The following is a 14,421-nucleotide window of genomic DNA, read 5'->3' on the forward strand; positions in this document are numbered from 1 at the left end:
CAGAAGACCGCCCTGCCCGTTGTCGGCATGGTCGGCGGTGGCCAGCTGGCCCGGATGACCGCCCAGGCCGCCGTCGCGCTGGGGCAGACGCTGCGGGTGCTGGCCGCGTCGCCGACCGACCCGGCGGCCCGGGTGACGCCGGACGTGGTCCTCGGCGACCCCGACGACGCCGCCGCGCTGCGGGAGCTCGCGACGGGCTGTTCGGCCGTCACGTTCGACCACGAGGGCGTCCCGCAGGAGGTGCTGGTCCCGCTCGCCGAGGCCGGGGTGCCGCTACGGCCGCCGCCCTCGGCGCTGGTGCACGCGCAGGACAAGCTGGTGATGCGCCGGCGGCTGTCGGAGATGGGCCTGCCGGTGCCGGCGTTCGCCGAGGTGACCGCGCCCGGCGACGTCGCCGCCTTCGGGGCCGAGCACGGCTGGCCGGTCGTGCTCAAGGCCACCCGCGGCGGCTACGACGGCCGCGGGGTCTGGTTCCTGCGCGCCGGTGGCGACGACACCGAGCGGCTGGTCACCGACCTGCTCGACGCCGGCACCCCGCTGCTCGTCGAGTCAGCGGTCCCGATGACCCGGGAGCTGGCCGCGAGCGTCGCCCGCTCGCCCTTCGGCCAGGCCGCCGCGTGGCCGGTCGTCGAGACCCTGCAGGTCGACGGCCAGTGCGCCCGGGTCACCTCGCCCGCCCCCGGGCTCGCCCCGGACCACGCCGCGCAGATCCAGGAGCTGGCACTGCGGATCGCGGCCGAGCTCGGCGTCGTCGGGCTGATGACGGTCGAGCTGTTCGAGACCGCGCCCGGCGAGGTCGTCGTGAACGAGCTGGCGATGCGCCCGCACAACTCGGGTCACTGGACGATCGAGGGCTCGGTCACCTCGCAGTTCGAGCAGCACCTGCGCGCGGTGCTGGACTACCCGCTCGGCTCGACCGCCCCGGTCGCCCCGGTCGCGGTGATGGCGAACGTGCTCGGCGCGGCGCAGGAGCCCGCGATGGGCATGGACGAGCGGCTGCACCACTGCTTCGCGCGCTTCCCCGAGGCGAAGGTGCACCTCTACGCGAAGGACGGCCGCCCGGCGCGCAAGATCGGCCACGTGACGATCCTCGGTCGCGACGAGAGCGACGTGCGCGCCCGCGCGGAGCTCGCCGCGGGGTGGCTCGCCACCGCGACGTGGGCGGACGGCTGGTCCGCCCACACCGGTGATCCCCGCTCCCCGCACTCCCCGGAAGGACCTCGATGACGCAGACCGGCTCCCCGCGCGTGGGCGTGATCATGGGCAGCGACTCCGACTGGCCGGTGATGGGCGCCGCGGGCGCCGCGCTCGACGAGTTCGGCGTGCCGTGGGAGGTGGGCGTCTACTCCGCGCACCGCACCCCGCAGCGGATGCTCGACTACGCCGCCTCGGCCGCCGACCGCGGCCTGCAGGCGATCGTCGCCGGGGCGGGCGGTGCCGCGCACCTGCCCGGCATGGTCGCCGCCGCGACGCCGCTGCCGGTCATCGGTGTGCCCGTGCCGCTGAAGTACCTCGACGGTCTGGACTCGCTGCTGTCGATCGTGCAGATGCCCGCCGGTGTGCCGGTGGCGACCGTCGCGGTCGGCAACGCGCGCAACGCCGGGCTGCTCGCGGTGCGCATCCTCGGTGCCGGTGACGAGCGGCTCCGGCAGGCGATGGTGGAGTTCCAGGCCGACCTCGAACGCAGCGTCCTGGACAAGGACGCGGCGCTGCGCGTGACCGCCCGCGAGAGCCGCTGAATTTACGGTGGCGGGCCGCCGGACCCCGTGCGTACGGTGTGGGCACACGGGAGAGGAGGTGGTCCAGCAGATGAGCTACAGCAGGACACGTGAGGTGGCCGTCAGCTAGCACCACGTTCTGCTCCGGCGGGGAGAACCCGTCGGAGAGGCGGTCGTGGAAGCCGGTGTGGTGCCGGCGAGTTCCCGACGGTCACCCGTGATCCCCGGGTCCGAACGCTGTCCGGTTCGGTCGACGCACTCCCGGTGCGGCCCGGGGATCACGCATGTCCGGGGTTCGTCCGGATCGACACTCCGGGGTCCCGGATCGGCTACCCCGGCCCGGGTTCGGGGTGGTCCCCGACGAGACCGGCTACGGGCTCCGACACGCTCGGTGACACGGCACACACCGTGCCGGCCGAGGGGGATCCGTGCGCCACACCACCGAGCCGCAACCGCCGTCCTGGCGCCGGCCACTGCTCGTCATGTCCGTTCTGATGGCCGCCGTCGCCGCGGTCGCCGCGGTCGGCCTCGTCGTCGACGACCGCACCCTGCTCGCCGAGTCCGTCTGGGCCAAGCCGCTGAAGTTCGGCGTCTCGTTCGCCGTCTACGGTCTGACGCTCGGCGCACTCGTCCCGATGCTGCCGCGGGCCCGCCGCACGATGTGGTGGCTCGGTACGGCGTTCGCCGCCACCGGCGTCGTCGACGTCGGGTTCATCGTCCTCGCCGCGGCGCGGGGCACCTACAGCCACTTCAACCAGAACACCGACCCGGTCAACGCGATCGGTCAGCAGGTCTTCTCCAGCGGTGTCGTCGGACTGTTCGGGGTCAGCCTGGTCATCGCGGTGATGCTGTTGTTCCAGCGGGTCGGCGACGTCGCGCTGACCCGGGCACTGCGGGCCGGGCTGCTGCTCGCGACGGGCGGGATGGCGGTCGCGTTCGGGATCGCCGGTGCCGGTCCGAGCCGGACGGTGCCCGACGCGTACGGCCGCCCGGTCACCCTCGCGGGTGCGCACGGGGTGGGGACGCCCGACGGAGGCGGCATGCCCCTGACGAACTGGAGCGTCACCGGGGGTGACCTGCGGGTGCCGCACTTCGTCGGCCTGCATGCGATCCAGCTGCTGGTGCTGTCCGCGTCGGCCCTGGGGTTCGCGGCGGCCCGGGTGGTCTGGCTGCGGGACCCGGGAGTGCGGGCCCGACTCACGGGAGTGGCCGTACTCGGGGTGACCGGTGTCTTCGCGATCACGACGTGGCAGGCGTTGCGGGGGCAGCCGCTGGTGCACCCGGACGGGCTCACCTGGGGTGCCGTCGGACTGCTGGCCGTGCCGACCGGCGGGCTCACCCTGGCCGTTGTCGCGGACGCCCGGCGGCGGGTCGGACCACCGAGTCCGGACCTGGTCCGGGCGTGACTGGTCCCCACGGCGATACCCCGGGGCGTGCGCCGCCGGTGTGATGCTCGACGTGGCGGTACTGCGGGGCGGGTGCTGGTGACCGCGCACTCCCGGCCGGCGCGCGATCGCGGGCCCCGGCGGCCGCTCAGCCCGTCTGCCGGGTCGACTCCCGCTCCAGGGTCCGTGCCGCGCGCTCCAGGCGCCGGGTCACGTCCTCCAGGTCGGGCGCCGCGGCCGGCTCGTCCGCGTCCTCCAGTGGCAGCATCGACGCGACCCGCCGGAAGTGGTCGACGGCGCCGGGCAGGTCGGCGTCGCGTGCGCCGTCGACCAGCCAGCGGCGCAACGCCTGGTTGTGCGCCGCGACCAGCGCCGCGGCCGTCACCGCGGCGCGCAGCTCGCCGTCGGGGCGGTCGCCGAGGCGCGCGGTGAGATCGCGGGTGAACAGCCGCCGGTAGTGGTGCACCGACGCGGCCTCGCGGTCGCGCAGCGCCGGCACCGAGCCGACCAGCGCGAACCGCAGCCGGGCGACCTCGGGGTCCTCGGTGTAGAGCTCGAACACCGTCTCCGCGGCACGAAGCGCCAGTGACGGCAGCGGCTCGTCGGGGTGCGCGCCGTCGAACACCTCGCTGATCCGGGCCAGCCCGCGCTCGTGGTCGGGGGACAGCGCGTCCTCCTTGCCACGGAAGTAGCGGAAGAAGGTCCGGCGGCCGACGCCCGCGGCGGCGGCGATGTCGTCCACCGTGGTGTCGTCGTAGCCGCGTTCGGTGAACAGCCGCGCGGCCGCCGCGACCAGGTCCCTCCGCACCTCGGCGCGCCCCTCGGGGGAACGCCCGCGCCGCGTGCTGGTCGCCATGGCACGGAGGGTAGCAAGGTCCCCTGGCCTGTGGCACGGAGTGCCGTTAGCATGGGCGGCATGAACAGCGAGTTCGACAGCTACCGGCTCAGTGACGAGCACATGGCCCTCCGTGAGGCGGTCCGGGACCTGGCGGAGAAGGAGATCGCCCCGCACGCCGCCGAGGTCGACGAGCAGGGCCGGTACCCCGTCGAGGCGCGCGAAGCGCTGGTCAAGGCCGGTTTCCAGGCCGTGATCATCCCCGAGGAGTACGGCGGCCAGGGCGCCGACGAGCTCGCTGGCTGCATCGTGATCGAGGAGGTCGCGCGGGTCTGCGCGTCGTCGTCGCTGATCCCGGGGGTCAACGGGCTCGGGCTGACCCCGATCCTGCTGTCGGCCTCGGACGAGCTGAAGAAGCAGGTTCTCCCGTCGGTCGCCTCCGGCGAGGCCATGGTGAGCTACGCGCTGTCCGAGCGCGAGGCCGGCTCCGACGCCGCGTCGATGAAGACCCGCGCCCGCCGCGATGGCGACGAGTGGGTGCTCAACGGCACCAAGTGCTGGATCTCCAACGCCGGCGAGTCGACCTGGTACACGGTCATGGCGGTCACCGACCCGGAGAAGAAGGCCAACGGGATCTCGGCGTTCGTGGTGCACAAGGACGACCCGGGCTTCGTCGTCGGGACCAAGGAGCGCAAGCTCGGCATCCACGGCTCGCCCACCCGTGAGATCCACTTCGAGGACGCCCGCATCCCGGCGGACCGGATCATCGGTGCCGAGGGCACCGGCTTCAAGACCGCGCTGCGCACCCTGGATCACACGCGTCCGACCATCGGCTCGCAGGCCGTCGGCATCGCCCAGGGCGCGCTCGACGTCGCGACGCAGTACATGAAGGAGCGCAAGCAGTTCGGCAAGCACCTGGCCGAGTTCCAGGGCCTGCAGTTCATGCTCGCCGACATGGCGATGAAGGTCGAGGCCGCCCGCCAGCTCTGCTACGTCGCCGCCTCGCGCGCCGAGCGCGACGAGCCCGGACTCGGCTTCATCTCCTCGGCCGCCAAGTGCTTCGCCTCCGACACCGCGATGCAGGTGACCACCGACGCCGTCCAGCTGCTCGGCGGAGCGGGCTACACCCGTGACTTCCCGGCCGAGCGCATGATGCGCGACGCGAAGATCACCCAGATCTACGAGGGCACCAACCAGATCCAGCGCATGGTGATGGCGCGTTCGCTGCTCAAGTGAGGTGTACGGGGCGTTGAGCCCCGCTGCGGACCCCGGGGCGACCATGATCAGGCCGTCTCGGGGCCGTCCGAGGTTGACGAGCGTCGACCATGGACCCGCTCCTCCGACACCAGCCTTCGTGCTGAGGCTGCGAGACTCGGGTGATGGCAGCAGCTTCGCCGGTCGATCGAGGACACCCACCGATCGACTTCCCCTTCTTCGGGCTGGCGTCGTGGGAGGGGCCGACTTGGGTCGAGTTCTATCAGGGCGCGATCGGCCACCCGATGACGACCTTGTGGCTGGGCCACCGAGTCCGGGGCGGTCGAGCGCACCTGTCGGTGGGAACGCACAACCAGCGTCTCGACAGCATGGACCTCCGCGAGGATCTTGCGTTTTGTTGCCTTTTCGCGCTGTCTGAGCGGATGCGCCCCGACCGTAGCTCGGTGCAGTTCCCTGATGGGTTCAACAAGTGTCAACGGCGGGTTGGGAGTGACCCCGTAGCGACGGATTGGAACTGACCCCCGGCGTGGTGTGGTGATGGTCAGTCGTTGCTGGCGCGGTTGTGTTTGGCCAGGAGCTCGCGTCGGGCGCGGGTGCGGTAGGAGTCCCCGGACAGGGTCAGGACTTCGGCGTGGTGGACGAGGCGGTCGATCATGGCTGCGGCGACGACGTCGTCGGAGAAGGTCTCGCCCCAGCGGCCGAAGGGCAGATTGCTGGTGACCATGACGCTGCCTTGTTCATAGCGGGAAGCGATGAGCTGGAAGAACAGGTTCGCTGCGTCCTGGTCGAACGGGATGTAGCCGACCTCGTCGATGATGATCAGTTTGTAGCGGCGGATCTTCTTCAGCTCGGCCTCGAGCCGGCCGCTCTGGTGCGCGGCGGCGAGTCTGGTGATCCAGTTGCTGGCGGTGTCGAACAGGACCGAGTAGCCGGCGTGGGCGGCTTTGACGCCGAGCCCGATCGCGAGGTGGGTCTTCCCGATCCCGGGCGGGCCGAGCAGGATCACGTTCTCGCACTTGGCGACGAACGTGCTCGTGGCCAGGTGGGCCAGGATGTCGCGGCGCAGCGAGGGCAGATGGTCGAGGTTGAAGTCCTCCAAGGTCTTGACCTGGGGGAAGTGCGCGGTGCGGATCCGCATGACCGTGCCCTTGGACTCGCGGTCGGCGACCTGGCGCTGCAGCAGCGCGCCCAGATACTCCTCGTGCGACCAGTTCTCCTCACGGGCCTGGGCGGCAAGCTGTTCCCAGCTGGCCGCGATGGTCGGGGTCTTCAGGACCCGGGTCAGGTAGGCGATCATCGCCGGCAGTCCGTCGGGGACCGCGGCCAGCACCGGACCGGCCGGCCCCGAGCTCCCAGCGGGGTCGGTGGTGATCTTCGGTGGTGTGGTTGTCATGAGCTGCTCGCTTCCTCGGCAGTGGAGACGAAGTCGACACCGAACAGGGCGTCGTAGTCGGGCAGTGCGCGCAGGGTCACCGGGTGGCCGTCGAGGTGACGGCGTGCTGCGGCCTGTCGGGTGTTGCGGTCGTGGGCCAGGGCGCGGCGCATCGCCGCGGCGGTGTGCTGGTGCGCCGGGTCGGTGATCACCGCGTGGCGGGCCCAGCTGCGGTCGTGACGGGCGACGACCTGGCCGGCGCAGTAGACGACGACCTCGCGCGGTGAGGCGGCGACATCGACGAACCGGCCGATCATCTGCGGATCCACGGAGTAGTCGTTGGCATCGACGCGGACGTAGTAGTCCCGTGCCAGCCGGATCCGCTGGGCCAGCCCGATCGGCGGGTCCAGCGGCGGCAGCGGAGTCATCGCCGCGTAGTCGTGGGCGAGCACGTCCACCGGGCGGCCGCCGATCGCTCGGACGGTGCGGGTGTTGGCCCGGGCCAGCCAGTCGTCGATCTGGTGGTTGAAGTCGGCTGGGGAGGCGAAGCGACGTCCGGGCAGGAACGAGGTCTCGAAGTAGCCGTTGTTGCGTTCGACCAGCCCCTTGAACTCCGGATCCCGCGGTGGGGCAAGCCGGATCCGGGTGGCCAGAGTGCCGGCGAACGCAGCGGCCGGTGCCGAGACCCGCCCGGTCCCGCCGATCGCAGACTCCCGGTCCCAGACCAGCGTGCGGGTCACCCGCCCGACGTCGCTGATCAGCTGCCACATCCCGGACAGGATGTCCCCGGCCTGGCGCGAGGGGATCATCGTCGCGGACAAGAACCGCGAGTAGCCCAGCGTCATCACCAGCACCGGTAGGACCCGTTCCTGGCCTGGGCCGACGGGGATCGTGGTCTCGGGGAACCACAGGTCGCACTGGGTGATCTCGCCCGGTGCGTAGGCGACCCGGTCGACCGGGTCGATCCCGACATACTCGGGGCGGATCTGGCGGATCCGGTCCTTGAGCACGGTCAGCGAGTGCTCCCACCCGATCCGCTCTGCGATCACCGTGGCCGGCATGCGTGGGAACTGCGCCAGCAATGCCCGCACCTGCGGCTCGACCGCATCCGCCAGCGATCCCCGCGGGCCCCGTTCCCGCTTCGGCGGGCCCGGCGCCCGCAACGCGGAGCGCACCGTGTTGCGGGCCACCCCCAGCCGGCGGGCGATCTCCTTGATCGGGACACCCTCGGCCCGATGCAGACGACGGATCTCGGCCCAGTCCTCCACCGACAACACCCCCTCAGCGTCGTGCAGAGGGGGTCAATCCCAAGCCGACGCTAGGGGGTCAGTCTGAGCCCGTCGTCGACAACAAGGTCCAGGTGGACCACGTGTACGAGCTGTCCCAGCGTTGGCAGGACTGGCCGACCGCGACATGTGTTGTCGACGGCCGCGAGGAAGCGATGTCGTACCAGCGCTACGCATGGGGATGGGCCGGCTTCGTCCATGCTGTGGGCGTTGCGGGGGTGCAGCTGGTCGGTGTCGGCATCGAGCCGGAGACGGTTCGGCTGGAGACCGTTCGCGACCCTCAGAAGTACGGTCTCGATCCGTCGCGTCGGCTCTCGGTCTCCGACCTGTACGACGAGCGGGAAAATCTGCCCGTCGAGGCTCGCCTCCCGCTGCCGTGGGCCAACACTATGCATGACGACCATCGAGCGCTGATCGAGAAGCACGGCCTGGGCTGACTACCCGACCGCGAGGACGCCGTCGATGGCTGAACGGGCGCGCTCATAGCTGGACGGCACCAGGTGGGTGTAGGTCCGCAGCGTGAAGCCCGGGTCGCTATGGCCGAGGTAGGCCGCAAGTTCTTTGACGGACACACCCTGCGAGAGCAGGGTCGAGGCGAAGAAGTGACGTAGGGCGTGCATCCCGTCGGCACGCTTGCGGTAGACGAGGCTGGCGGATCGAAATGTGCCTTGCCAGATGACCTTGTTGAAGAGATCCCCGCTGTAGAGACGGCCCTCGTCTCCGGTCATCAGCAGGTCGACGCTGACGGGGCCCCCGTCGGGGTTGTCCCACGGCAACGTGATCGATGACGGCGGGAAGTCGTCCAGGTGCGCGGTGATGTGGTCGAGGACTGCGCCGGACAGTGGAACGACGCGCGTCTTCCCACCCTTGGGAAGCGCGAACACGATTCGCCGTTCGACCATTCTGATCTGACGGCGGACATGGACGACCATGGAGTCGCGGTCGATGTCCTCGGTGCCGAGTCCCAGGATCTCGCCCTGGCGCAGACCGCAACCTGCTCCGATGATCACGGCGAGGCGGAACCGTTCGCTAATGTGCTGCTCGATCGCGGCGAGGCGTGTGCGGGGCCAGATGACGATGTTGCTCGCCGATGAGGTCAAGTCCGCTGGCGTGGTGTGTGACGACGACCGCGTGATCTTCTTGTTCGGTCAGGCGCTGAGCGCCGGGATGGTGGTGGTCGAGGTCGCCTCCTCAGCGCTGGTGGCGGTGTCGGGGATCGTGGTGACGCGGGAGCGGGCGAGGACGTCGAGGCCGAGGTAGCGGCGTCCTTCGGCCCATTCGTCGTGTTGCTCGGCCAGGACCGCGCCGACGAGGCGGATCAGGGAGTCGCGGTCGGGGAAGATCCCGACGACGTCGGTGCGGCGCCGGATCTCACGGTTCAGGCGCTCGGAGGGGTTGTTCGACCAGATCTGGCGCCACAGTTCTTTCGGGAAGCCGGTGAAGGCCAGGACGTCGGCTCGGGCGGCGTCGAGGTGCTCGGCGACCTTCGGGAGCTTGTCGGCCAAGGCGTCGAGGACCCGGTCGAACTGGGCGTGCACCGATGCGGCGTCGGGCTGGTCATAGACCGAGTGCAGCAACGCCCGCACCCACGGCCAGGACTGCTTCGGGGTCGCAGCCATCAGGTTCGCCGCGTAGTGCGTCCTGCACCTCTGCCAGGCGGCGCCGGGCAGGGTCGCCCCGATCGCGGACACCAAGCCGGCGTGGGCGTCGCTGGTGACCAGCGCGACGCCGGTCAGACCGCGGGCGGTGAGGTCGCGGAAGAACCCCAGCCAGCCGGCGCCGTCCTCGGCGGAGCTGACCTGCAGGCCGAGGATCTCCCGGTGTCCGTCGCCGTTGACCCCGGTGGCGAGCAGGGCGTGGACTGCCACGACCCGGCCGCCCTCGCGGACTTTGAGCACGAGCGCGTCGGCGGCGACGAAGGTGTAGGGGCCCTGGTCGAGCGGACGCGTCCGGAACTGCTCGACTTGGCCGTCGAGGTCCCGGGCCATCTCTGAGACCTGCGACTTCGACAACCTCGTGATGCCCAGGGAGTCGACGAGTTTCTCCATCCGCCGCGTCGAGACCCCGAGCAGGTAGCAGGTCGCGACCACCGTGGTCAGGGCCCGCTCCGCCCGGCGACGACGCTCCAGCAACCAGTCGGGGAAGTAGGAGCCGTTGCGCAGCTTGGGGATCGCCACGTCGATCGTGCCGGCGCGGGTGTCGAAGTCGCGGTGGCGGTAGCCGTTGCGGGTGTTCGTGCGAGCCTCGGAACGCTCGCCCCAGGCCGCGCCGCACACCGAGTCGGCGTCGGCGGACATCAGGGTGTTGATGAACGTGGTCAACATGTGGCGCAGCAGATCCGGGCTCGCCTGGGACAGCTGCTCGTGCAGGAACTCGGTGGGGTCGATACTGGAGGGTGCGGTCATCGCGTGATCCATCTTCTGTGGGCTGTGAGAGGCGTTCAGAAGATCACGCGGTGGCCGCCCTACAGCTCGACCAGCTCGTCACCGGGCCGGTCGCACACCACCTTGGTGGACGCCACTTGACCGGCTGCTCGACACCGATCCGGCGCTGCGCTGGCAGGTCGAGCGCGACCTGGCGGGTGCGCCTCCCGAGGTCTGGGAGGCCACCCGTGCGCGGGTCGCGACCGAGGGGATGGGCGCGCGGCTGCTCGCCCGTCAGGACCACGACGGCACCTGGGCGGGCGGCGCGTACTTCCCGGCCGAGCCGTCGACGGTGGAGGGTCAGCCGTGGACGGCGACGACCTGGTCGCTGAACGCCCTGCGGGAGTGGGGCCTGGATCCCGCGGCGCTGGCGGGCACCGCGGAGAAGCTCGGGTCGTGCGGCTGGGAGTACGACGACCTGCCCTACTGGGACGGCGAGGTCGACGCCTGCATCAACGCCTGGACCGTCGCCAACGGGCTCTGGCTCGGCCGCGACATGGATGCGCTCGCCGCCTGGTTCGCCGAGTACCAGCTCCCCGACGGCGGTTGGAACTGCGACTGGGTGGACGGTGCCACCCGGTCGTCGGTCCACTCGACGCTCAACTCCCTGCACGGGCTGCTGGCCCACGAGCGGTTGACCGGAGGGACGTCGGGGACCCGGGCCGCCCGCCGCTCCGGTGAGGAGTACCTGCTGTCCCGACGTCTGCTGTACCGGCTGTCCACCGGGGACCGCCTGCCGCTCGAACGGGACCCCGCCGAGCTCGCGTACCCGCTGCGCTGGCGGCTCGACGTGCTGCGTGGCACCGAGTACTTCCGCCGCGCCGCGGAGCTCGACGGTGCGGCGCCCGACCCGCGCCTGGCGGAGGCCGTCGCGGTGCTGCGCGCGGCGCGGCGTCCGGACGGGTGGTGGGTGCAGGGCCGTCGCGATCCCGGCGAGATGTGGTTCGAGGTCGACGTGCCGCAGGGGGAGCCGTCACCGTGGCTGACCTTGTACGGCACCCGGATCCTCGCCTGGTGGGACGCAGCGGCCTGACGATCGGTGCCGGAGCGCGGTGAGTACTGACGATCGCTGATCACGGAGTCGGTGGGGTCCGGATGACGAGCACGGCAGCGGCCGGCTCCCCGGCGAGGGCGGCGTAGGTGTGCTCGCCGTCCGCGGGCCAGTGTGTGGCCCCGCCGGTGCCGAGCTCGGCCTCGTGCCCGCTGCGTCCGGCCCGGACGGCACCGCGGGTGACGAGCAGGTGCTCCACCACCCCGGGACCGTGCCTGGGGGACACGTGCACCGCCCCCGGGACGAGTGCCAGCGCGTACACCTCGACGGTGCCGTGGTCGTCGGTGGTGGTCTCCAGCAGGCGCACGGTGATGCCGGGGCCGGCGAGCTCGGCCCCGGGATGCTCGGCGAGCAGCCGGGACAGCGGCACGGCGAGGGTGTCCGCGAGGGCGTACAGCGTGGACAGGGTCGGGTTGCGGCTGCCGTTCTCGATCTCGGACAGCGACCCCTTGCCGATCCCGGCCCGCTCCGCGAGGACCCCGAGGGAGAGACCGCGTGCGGTCCGGGCCGCCCGCACCCGTGCGCCGAGGGCCGTGCGCAGCGCCCCGTCGTCCACCGGGCGACTGTAGCCGGGGCCGGTCGGCACGAGGCCCCTGCGCCCGGGCTACCGGGCCGGGGTGTCCGGACCACGTGGCGGGCCGGGTGTTCCGGGGTCGCGCACCGCGGTGGCCGTGGAGAAGCGTGCCGGGTGCGCCGTGACCTGGTCCCGCAGATCCTCCACGTCCCCGAGATCTCGGCCGTCCGGTTCGCGGAAGGCCGGCGTCACCAGACCGGCCCTGGCCCAGCGGTGCAGTGCCCGCGGGCTCAGGGCCAGCCTGGTCGCGGCCTCACCGGTGGTCACCAGTCGCACCGGGTGCCGCCGCCGGTCGGGCCGCGGCGGGTGCCGTGGCGCGGGCGGTCAGGCGGCCGACGATCAGGCTGCAGCCGTAGCCGAGCGCGACCGAGCCGACCACGAACGACAGCGGCATCACCGTGAACGGGCCGGTGGGCAGCCAGAAGTCCGTGCCGGAGGCGCCGCTGAGCAGGCCGAACGCCGCCGTGGTGGCGGACCCGACGACCGAGCCGGGCGCGAACCCCGAGCGCCGGGACGAGCGCATCGAGGATGAACACCGCGGTCATCCCACCGATGATCAGGCCCAGCAGGGCGGGGTTCGTGGTGAGTCCCGCCAGGATCCGCATGACGGTGCCGGTGACGATGCCCCAGATGTTCGTGGCGAGGGTGGTGACCAGCGCGGGCCGGTCACCACCGGCCGAGAAGAAGGTCGCGGCACCCAGGAACGTGGCGGGCACGAACAGGCCGAGACCGGAGAGCGGGCCGAGGTAGAGGTACGCGATCACCGCCCCGGCGACGCCGATCGCCAGGGCCAGAGCGACGGGCAGCTTCATGGGAGGGACCTCCCGGTAGGGCCGCAGCCGGCAGGCGCGGCGACCCACGCAGGATGGGCCGCCGCCGGTGCCCGTTCCAAGATCGCCGGGCCGGACGTCACCGCCTGTTTTCCGGACGACTCGGTTCGGTCATCTCTGGTCCCGCCGAGGGCGTCCCGTGTATCGGCTGCAGAGCATCCTGCTTACCGCCCGAAGAGAGTTCTGTTTACGGAACGACGCGGTTAGAGTGGGCCCGTGGATCGTTCCTGGGCGCAACCGGTGTCGGTCGGTGTGGTCTCCGCGGTGATCGGGGTGACCAGTTCCTTCGCCGTCGTCCTCGCGGGGCTGTCGGCGGCCGGTGCCGACCCGGCGCAGGCCGCGTCCGGGCTGGTGGTGCTCACCGCCCTGATGGGGCTGGCGACGATCTGGCTGTCCCGCCGGTTCCGCCGCCCGCTGACGATCGCCTGGTCCACGCCCGGTGCCGCGTTGCTGGCGTCCACCGGCGCCGTCGCGGGCGGGTGGCCCGCGGCGGTCGGCGCGTTCGTCGTCGTCGGCCTGCTGGTCGTCGCGACGGGGCTCGTGCGCCCGCTCGGGCGGCTCGTCGGGGCGATCCCGGCGCCGATCGCGCAGGCGATGCTGGCCGGGGTGCTGCTGCCGCTCTGCCTTGCGCCGGTCCGGGCGCTGGTGGAGCGGCCGCTGCTCGTCGCGCCGATCGTGGTGCTGTGGGTCGTCCTGTCGCGCGTCGCGCCGCGCTGGGCCTCGCCGGCCGCGTTCGGGCTGGCACTGGTGATCGTCATGGCCCTCGCCGACGGCTGGGGGTGGCTGCAGGCCCCGCAGATCGCGCTGACGGTGCCGTCGTTCTCCCTCGCCGCGGTGGTCGGGGTGGCGCTGCCGCTGTGGGTGGTGACGATGGCCTCGCAGAACGTGCCGGGCGTCGCGGTGCTCGGCGCGGCGGGCTACCGCGTGCCGTGGCGGTACGCGATGGTCCTCACCGGCGCCGGCACGGCGCTCGGCGCCCCCGCCGGGGCGCACGCGATCAACCTGGCCGCGATCACCGCGGCCCTGCCCGCCTCGCCCGAGGCCCATCCCGACCCGGCCCGGCGCTGGATCGCCTGCCAGGCCAACGGCGCCACCTGCCTGCTGCTGGCCCCGCTCGCGACGACGCTGGCCGCCCTCGTCGCGGCCGCGCCGCCCGGGGTCGTGGAGTCCGTCGCGGGGCTCGCCCTGCTCGGCACGTTCGGTGCCGCGCTCGCCGGGGCCCTCGCCGTCGCCGCCGGGACGCCGGACCCGGCCGTCGCGCGGGTGCCCGCGGCGGCCACGTTCCTGGTCTCGGCGGCCGGGGTCACGATCGCCGGGATCGGCGGGGCGTTCTGGGGGCTGCTCGCCGGGGTGGTGCTGCACCTGGCGCTGCGTCGACGCGCGGCGGCCGCGTGAGGCGGGGGATCAGCGGCGGAAGCCCTGCACCCGCACCTCGTCGGTCGGGGCGAACCGCCCCGCGGCGGCGTCGATGAGCGCGATCGTGCGGGCCGACTGCGCGCAGCCGAAGCCGTACTTCGCGCGGACCCGCGAGTCGGCGATCTCCATGCAGGTGCGGCTGCGCGTGACGAACTCCGCCACCGGGTAGGTCGTGCCGGTGTCCAGGTGCTCGGTCACCACCAGCGACGGCGAGTAGTAGCTGACCTCGGTGCCGTCCGGCCAGCGGACGTCGAACATCATCTCGGGCACGGTCGTGCACGGTAGGCGGCCCGGATTGCCGCCGTGTTGCGCGCGA

General features: G+C 72.2%; 16 protein-coding genes. 7 read left to right on the forward strand and 9 right to left on the reverse strand.

The window, feature by feature from the left end; translation table 11 throughout:
• The first annotated feature begins 27 nt into the window (after nt 1-27).
• From XF36_RS01985 to XF36_RS01995, 3 genes are all read left to right on the forward strand, one after another.
• Nucleotides 28-1,227 (forward strand): 5-(carboxyamino)imidazole ribonucleotide synthase, encoded by a 1,200-nt coding sequence (locus XF36_RS01985; RefSeq protein ID WP_060710651.1) that lies wholly within the window; start codon nt 28-30, stop codon nt 1,225-1,227.
• Entirely contained in the window at nt 1,224-1,739 is a 516-nt protein-coding gene (gene purE, locus XF36_RS01990) for a 5-(carboxyamino)imidazole ribonucleotide mutase (RefSeq protein WP_020625222.1), read from the forward strand. The genes XF36_RS01985 and purE overlap by 4 nt, the downstream gene beginning before the upstream one ends.
• A 461-nt stretch (nt 1,740-2,200) precedes the next feature.
• Nucleotides 2,201-3,124 carry a hypothetical protein gene (locus XF36_RS01995; protein WP_060714345.1) on the forward strand — a complete coding sequence of 308 codons (924 nt, stop codon included), beginning with the start codon at nt 2,201-2,203 and terminating at the stop codon, nt 3,122-3,124.
• 127 nt (nt 3,125-3,251) lie between these two features.
• Here the strand turns inward: XF36_RS01995 and XF36_RS02000 are convergent, their stop codons facing one another.
• On the reverse strand, nt 3,252-3,959 hold the full coding sequence (locus XF36_RS02000; RefSeq protein ID WP_060710652.1) for a TetR family transcriptional regulator: 708 nt from the start codon (nt 3,957-3,959) through the stop codon (nt 3,252-3,254).
• A 60-nt stretch (nt 3,960-4,019) separates the two neighbouring features.
• Between XF36_RS02000 and XF36_RS02005 the strand changes: the two genes are divergently transcribed.
• Entirely contained in the window at nt 4,020-5,174 is a 1,155-nt protein-coding gene (locus tag XF36_RS02005; protein ID WP_060714346.1) for an acyl-CoA dehydrogenase, read from the forward strand.
• 520 nt (nt 5,175-5,694) lie between these two features.
• On the opposite strand, the gene istB is transcribed toward XF36_RS02005, so the two are convergent.
• Both istB and istA read right to left on the reverse strand, forming a co-directional pair.
• On the reverse strand, nt 5,695-6,546 hold the full coding sequence (gene istB, locus XF36_RS02010) for an IS21-like element helper ATPase IstB (RefSeq protein ID WP_060713594.1): 852 nt from the start codon (nt 6,544-6,546) through the stop codon (nt 5,695-5,697).
• Nucleotides 6,543-7,802: an IS21 family transposase gene (istA, locus tag XF36_RS02015; RefSeq protein WP_145981219.1), complete on the reverse strand. Its 1,260-nt coding sequence runs from the start codon at nt 7,800-7,802 to the stop codon at nt 6,543-6,545. The genes istB and istA overlap by 4 nt, the downstream gene beginning before the upstream one ends.
• Nucleotides 7,803-7,894: 92 nt before the next feature.
• Here istA and XF36_RS02020 point away from each other — a divergent pair, with 92 nt between their 5' ends.
• Nucleotides 7,895-8,248, forward strand: coding sequence for a hypothetical protein (locus tag XF36_RS02020; RefSeq protein WP_145981229.1), 354 nt, complete (start codon nt 7,895-7,897; stop codon nt 8,246-8,248).
• Here XF36_RS02020 and XF36_RS02025 read toward each other — a convergent pair whose 3' ends face one another.
• Entirely contained in the window at nt 8,249-8,911 is a 663-nt protein-coding gene (locus XF36_RS02025; protein ID WP_238589070.1) for a tyrosine-type recombinase/integrase, read from the reverse strand. It abuts the gene before it with no gap.
• Nucleotides 8,912-8,959: 48 nt separating this feature from the next.
• Nucleotides 8,960-10,216, reverse strand: coding sequence for an IS256 family transposase (locus XF36_RS02030; protein ID WP_060710654.1), 1,257 nt, complete (start codon nt 10,214-10,216; stop codon nt 8,960-8,962).
• A gap of 229 nt (nt 10,217-10,445) precedes the next feature.
• On the opposite strand from XF36_RS02030, the gene XF36_RS02035 reads away from it, so the two are divergent.
• The gene (locus tag XF36_RS02035) at nt 10,446-11,267 is read left to right on the forward strand and encodes a squalene cyclase (protein WP_238589071.1); all 822 of its coding nucleotides are present in this window, start codon (nt 10,446-10,448) and stop codon (nt 11,265-11,267) included.
• A gap of 40 nt (nt 11,268-11,307) precedes the next feature.
• Here the strand turns inward: XF36_RS02035 and XF36_RS02040 are convergent, their stop codons facing one another.
• Genes XF36_RS02040 through XF36_RS29840 form a run of 3 tightly spaced genes read right to left on the reverse strand, consistent with a single transcriptional unit; the run spans nt 11,308 to nt 12,671 of the window.
• A complete protein-coding gene (locus XF36_RS02040; protein ID WP_060714347.1) occupies nt 11,308-11,841 on the reverse strand; it encodes a helix-turn-helix domain-containing protein in 534 nt (177 codons plus the stop codon).
• 48 nt (nt 11,842-11,889) lie between these two features.
• A complete protein-coding gene (locus tag XF36_RS02045; RefSeq protein ID WP_060710656.1) occupies nt 11,890-12,126 on the reverse strand; it encodes a MerR family DNA-binding transcriptional regulator in 237 nt (78 codons plus the stop codon).
• On the reverse strand, nt 12,123-12,671 hold the full coding sequence (locus tag XF36_RS29840) for a DUF1097 domain-containing protein (protein WP_082375109.1): 549 nt from the start codon (nt 12,669-12,671) through the stop codon (nt 12,123-12,125). Before XF36_RS29840 ends, XF36_RS02045 begins: the two co-directional genes overlap by 4 nt.
• A 234-nt stretch (nt 12,672-12,905) precedes the next feature.
• Between XF36_RS29840 and XF36_RS02060 the strand changes: the two genes are divergently transcribed.
• Nucleotides 12,906-14,084: a benzoate/H(+) symporter BenE family transporter gene (locus XF36_RS02060; protein WP_060710659.1), complete on the forward strand. Its 1,179-nt coding sequence runs from the start codon at nt 12,906-12,908 to the stop codon at nt 14,082-14,084.
• 9 nt (nt 14,085-14,093) lie between these two features.
• Here the strand turns inward: XF36_RS02060 and XF36_RS02065 are convergent, their stop codons facing one another.
• On the reverse strand, nt 14,094-14,366 hold the full coding sequence (locus tag XF36_RS02065) for an MSMEG_0570 family nitrogen starvation response protein (protein WP_226360665.1): 273 nt from the start codon (nt 14,364-14,366) through the stop codon (nt 14,094-14,096).
• Between the last annotated feature and the right edge of the window lie 55 nt (nt 14,367-14,421).

It is taken from the genome of Pseudonocardia sp. HH130629-09 (genome assembly GCF_001294645.1).
Taxonomy (GTDB): Bacteria; Actinomycetota; Actinomycetes; order Mycobacteriales; family Pseudonocardiaceae; genus Pseudonocardia.

Coding starts and splice junctions, on each gene's coding strand:
- XF36_RS02000 (WP_060710652.1), bottom strand. CDS start 3,959: ATGGCGACCAGCACGCGGCGCGGGCGTTCCCCCGAGGGGCGCGCCGAG.
- purE (WP_020625222.1), top strand. CDS start 1,224: ATGACGCAGACCGGCTCCCCGCGCGTGGGCGTGATCATGGGCAGCGAC.
- XF36_RS29840 (WP_082375109.1), bottom strand. CDS start 12,671: ATGAAGCTGCCCGTCGCTCTGGCCCTGGCGATCGGCGTCGCCGGGGCG.
- XF36_RS02030 (WP_060710654.1), bottom strand. CDS start 10,216: ATGACCGCACCCTCCAGTATCGACCCCACCGAGTTCCTGCACGAGCAG.
- XF36_RS01995 (WP_060714345.1), top strand. CDS start 2,201: ATGTCCGTTCTGATGGCCGCCGTCGCCGCGGTCGCCGCGGTCGGCCTC.
- XF36_RS02005 (WP_060714346.1), top strand. CDS start 4,020: ATGAACAGCGAGTTCGACAGCTACCGGCTCAGTGACGAGCACATGGCC.
- istB (WP_060713594.1), bottom strand. CDS start 6,546: ATGACAACCACACCACCGAAGATCACCACCGACCCCGCTGGGAGCTCG.
- XF36_RS02035 (WP_238589071.1), top strand. CDS start 10,446: ATGGGCGCGCGGCTGCTCGCCCGTCAGGACCACGACGGCACCTGGGCG.
- XF36_RS01985 (WP_060710651.1), top strand. CDS start 28: ATGGTCGGCGGTGGCCAGCTGGCCCGGATGACCGCCCAGGCCGCCGTC.
- XF36_RS02065 (WP_226360665.1), bottom strand. CDS start 14,366: ATGATGTTCGACGTCCGCTGGCCGGACGGCACCGAGGTCAGCTACTAC.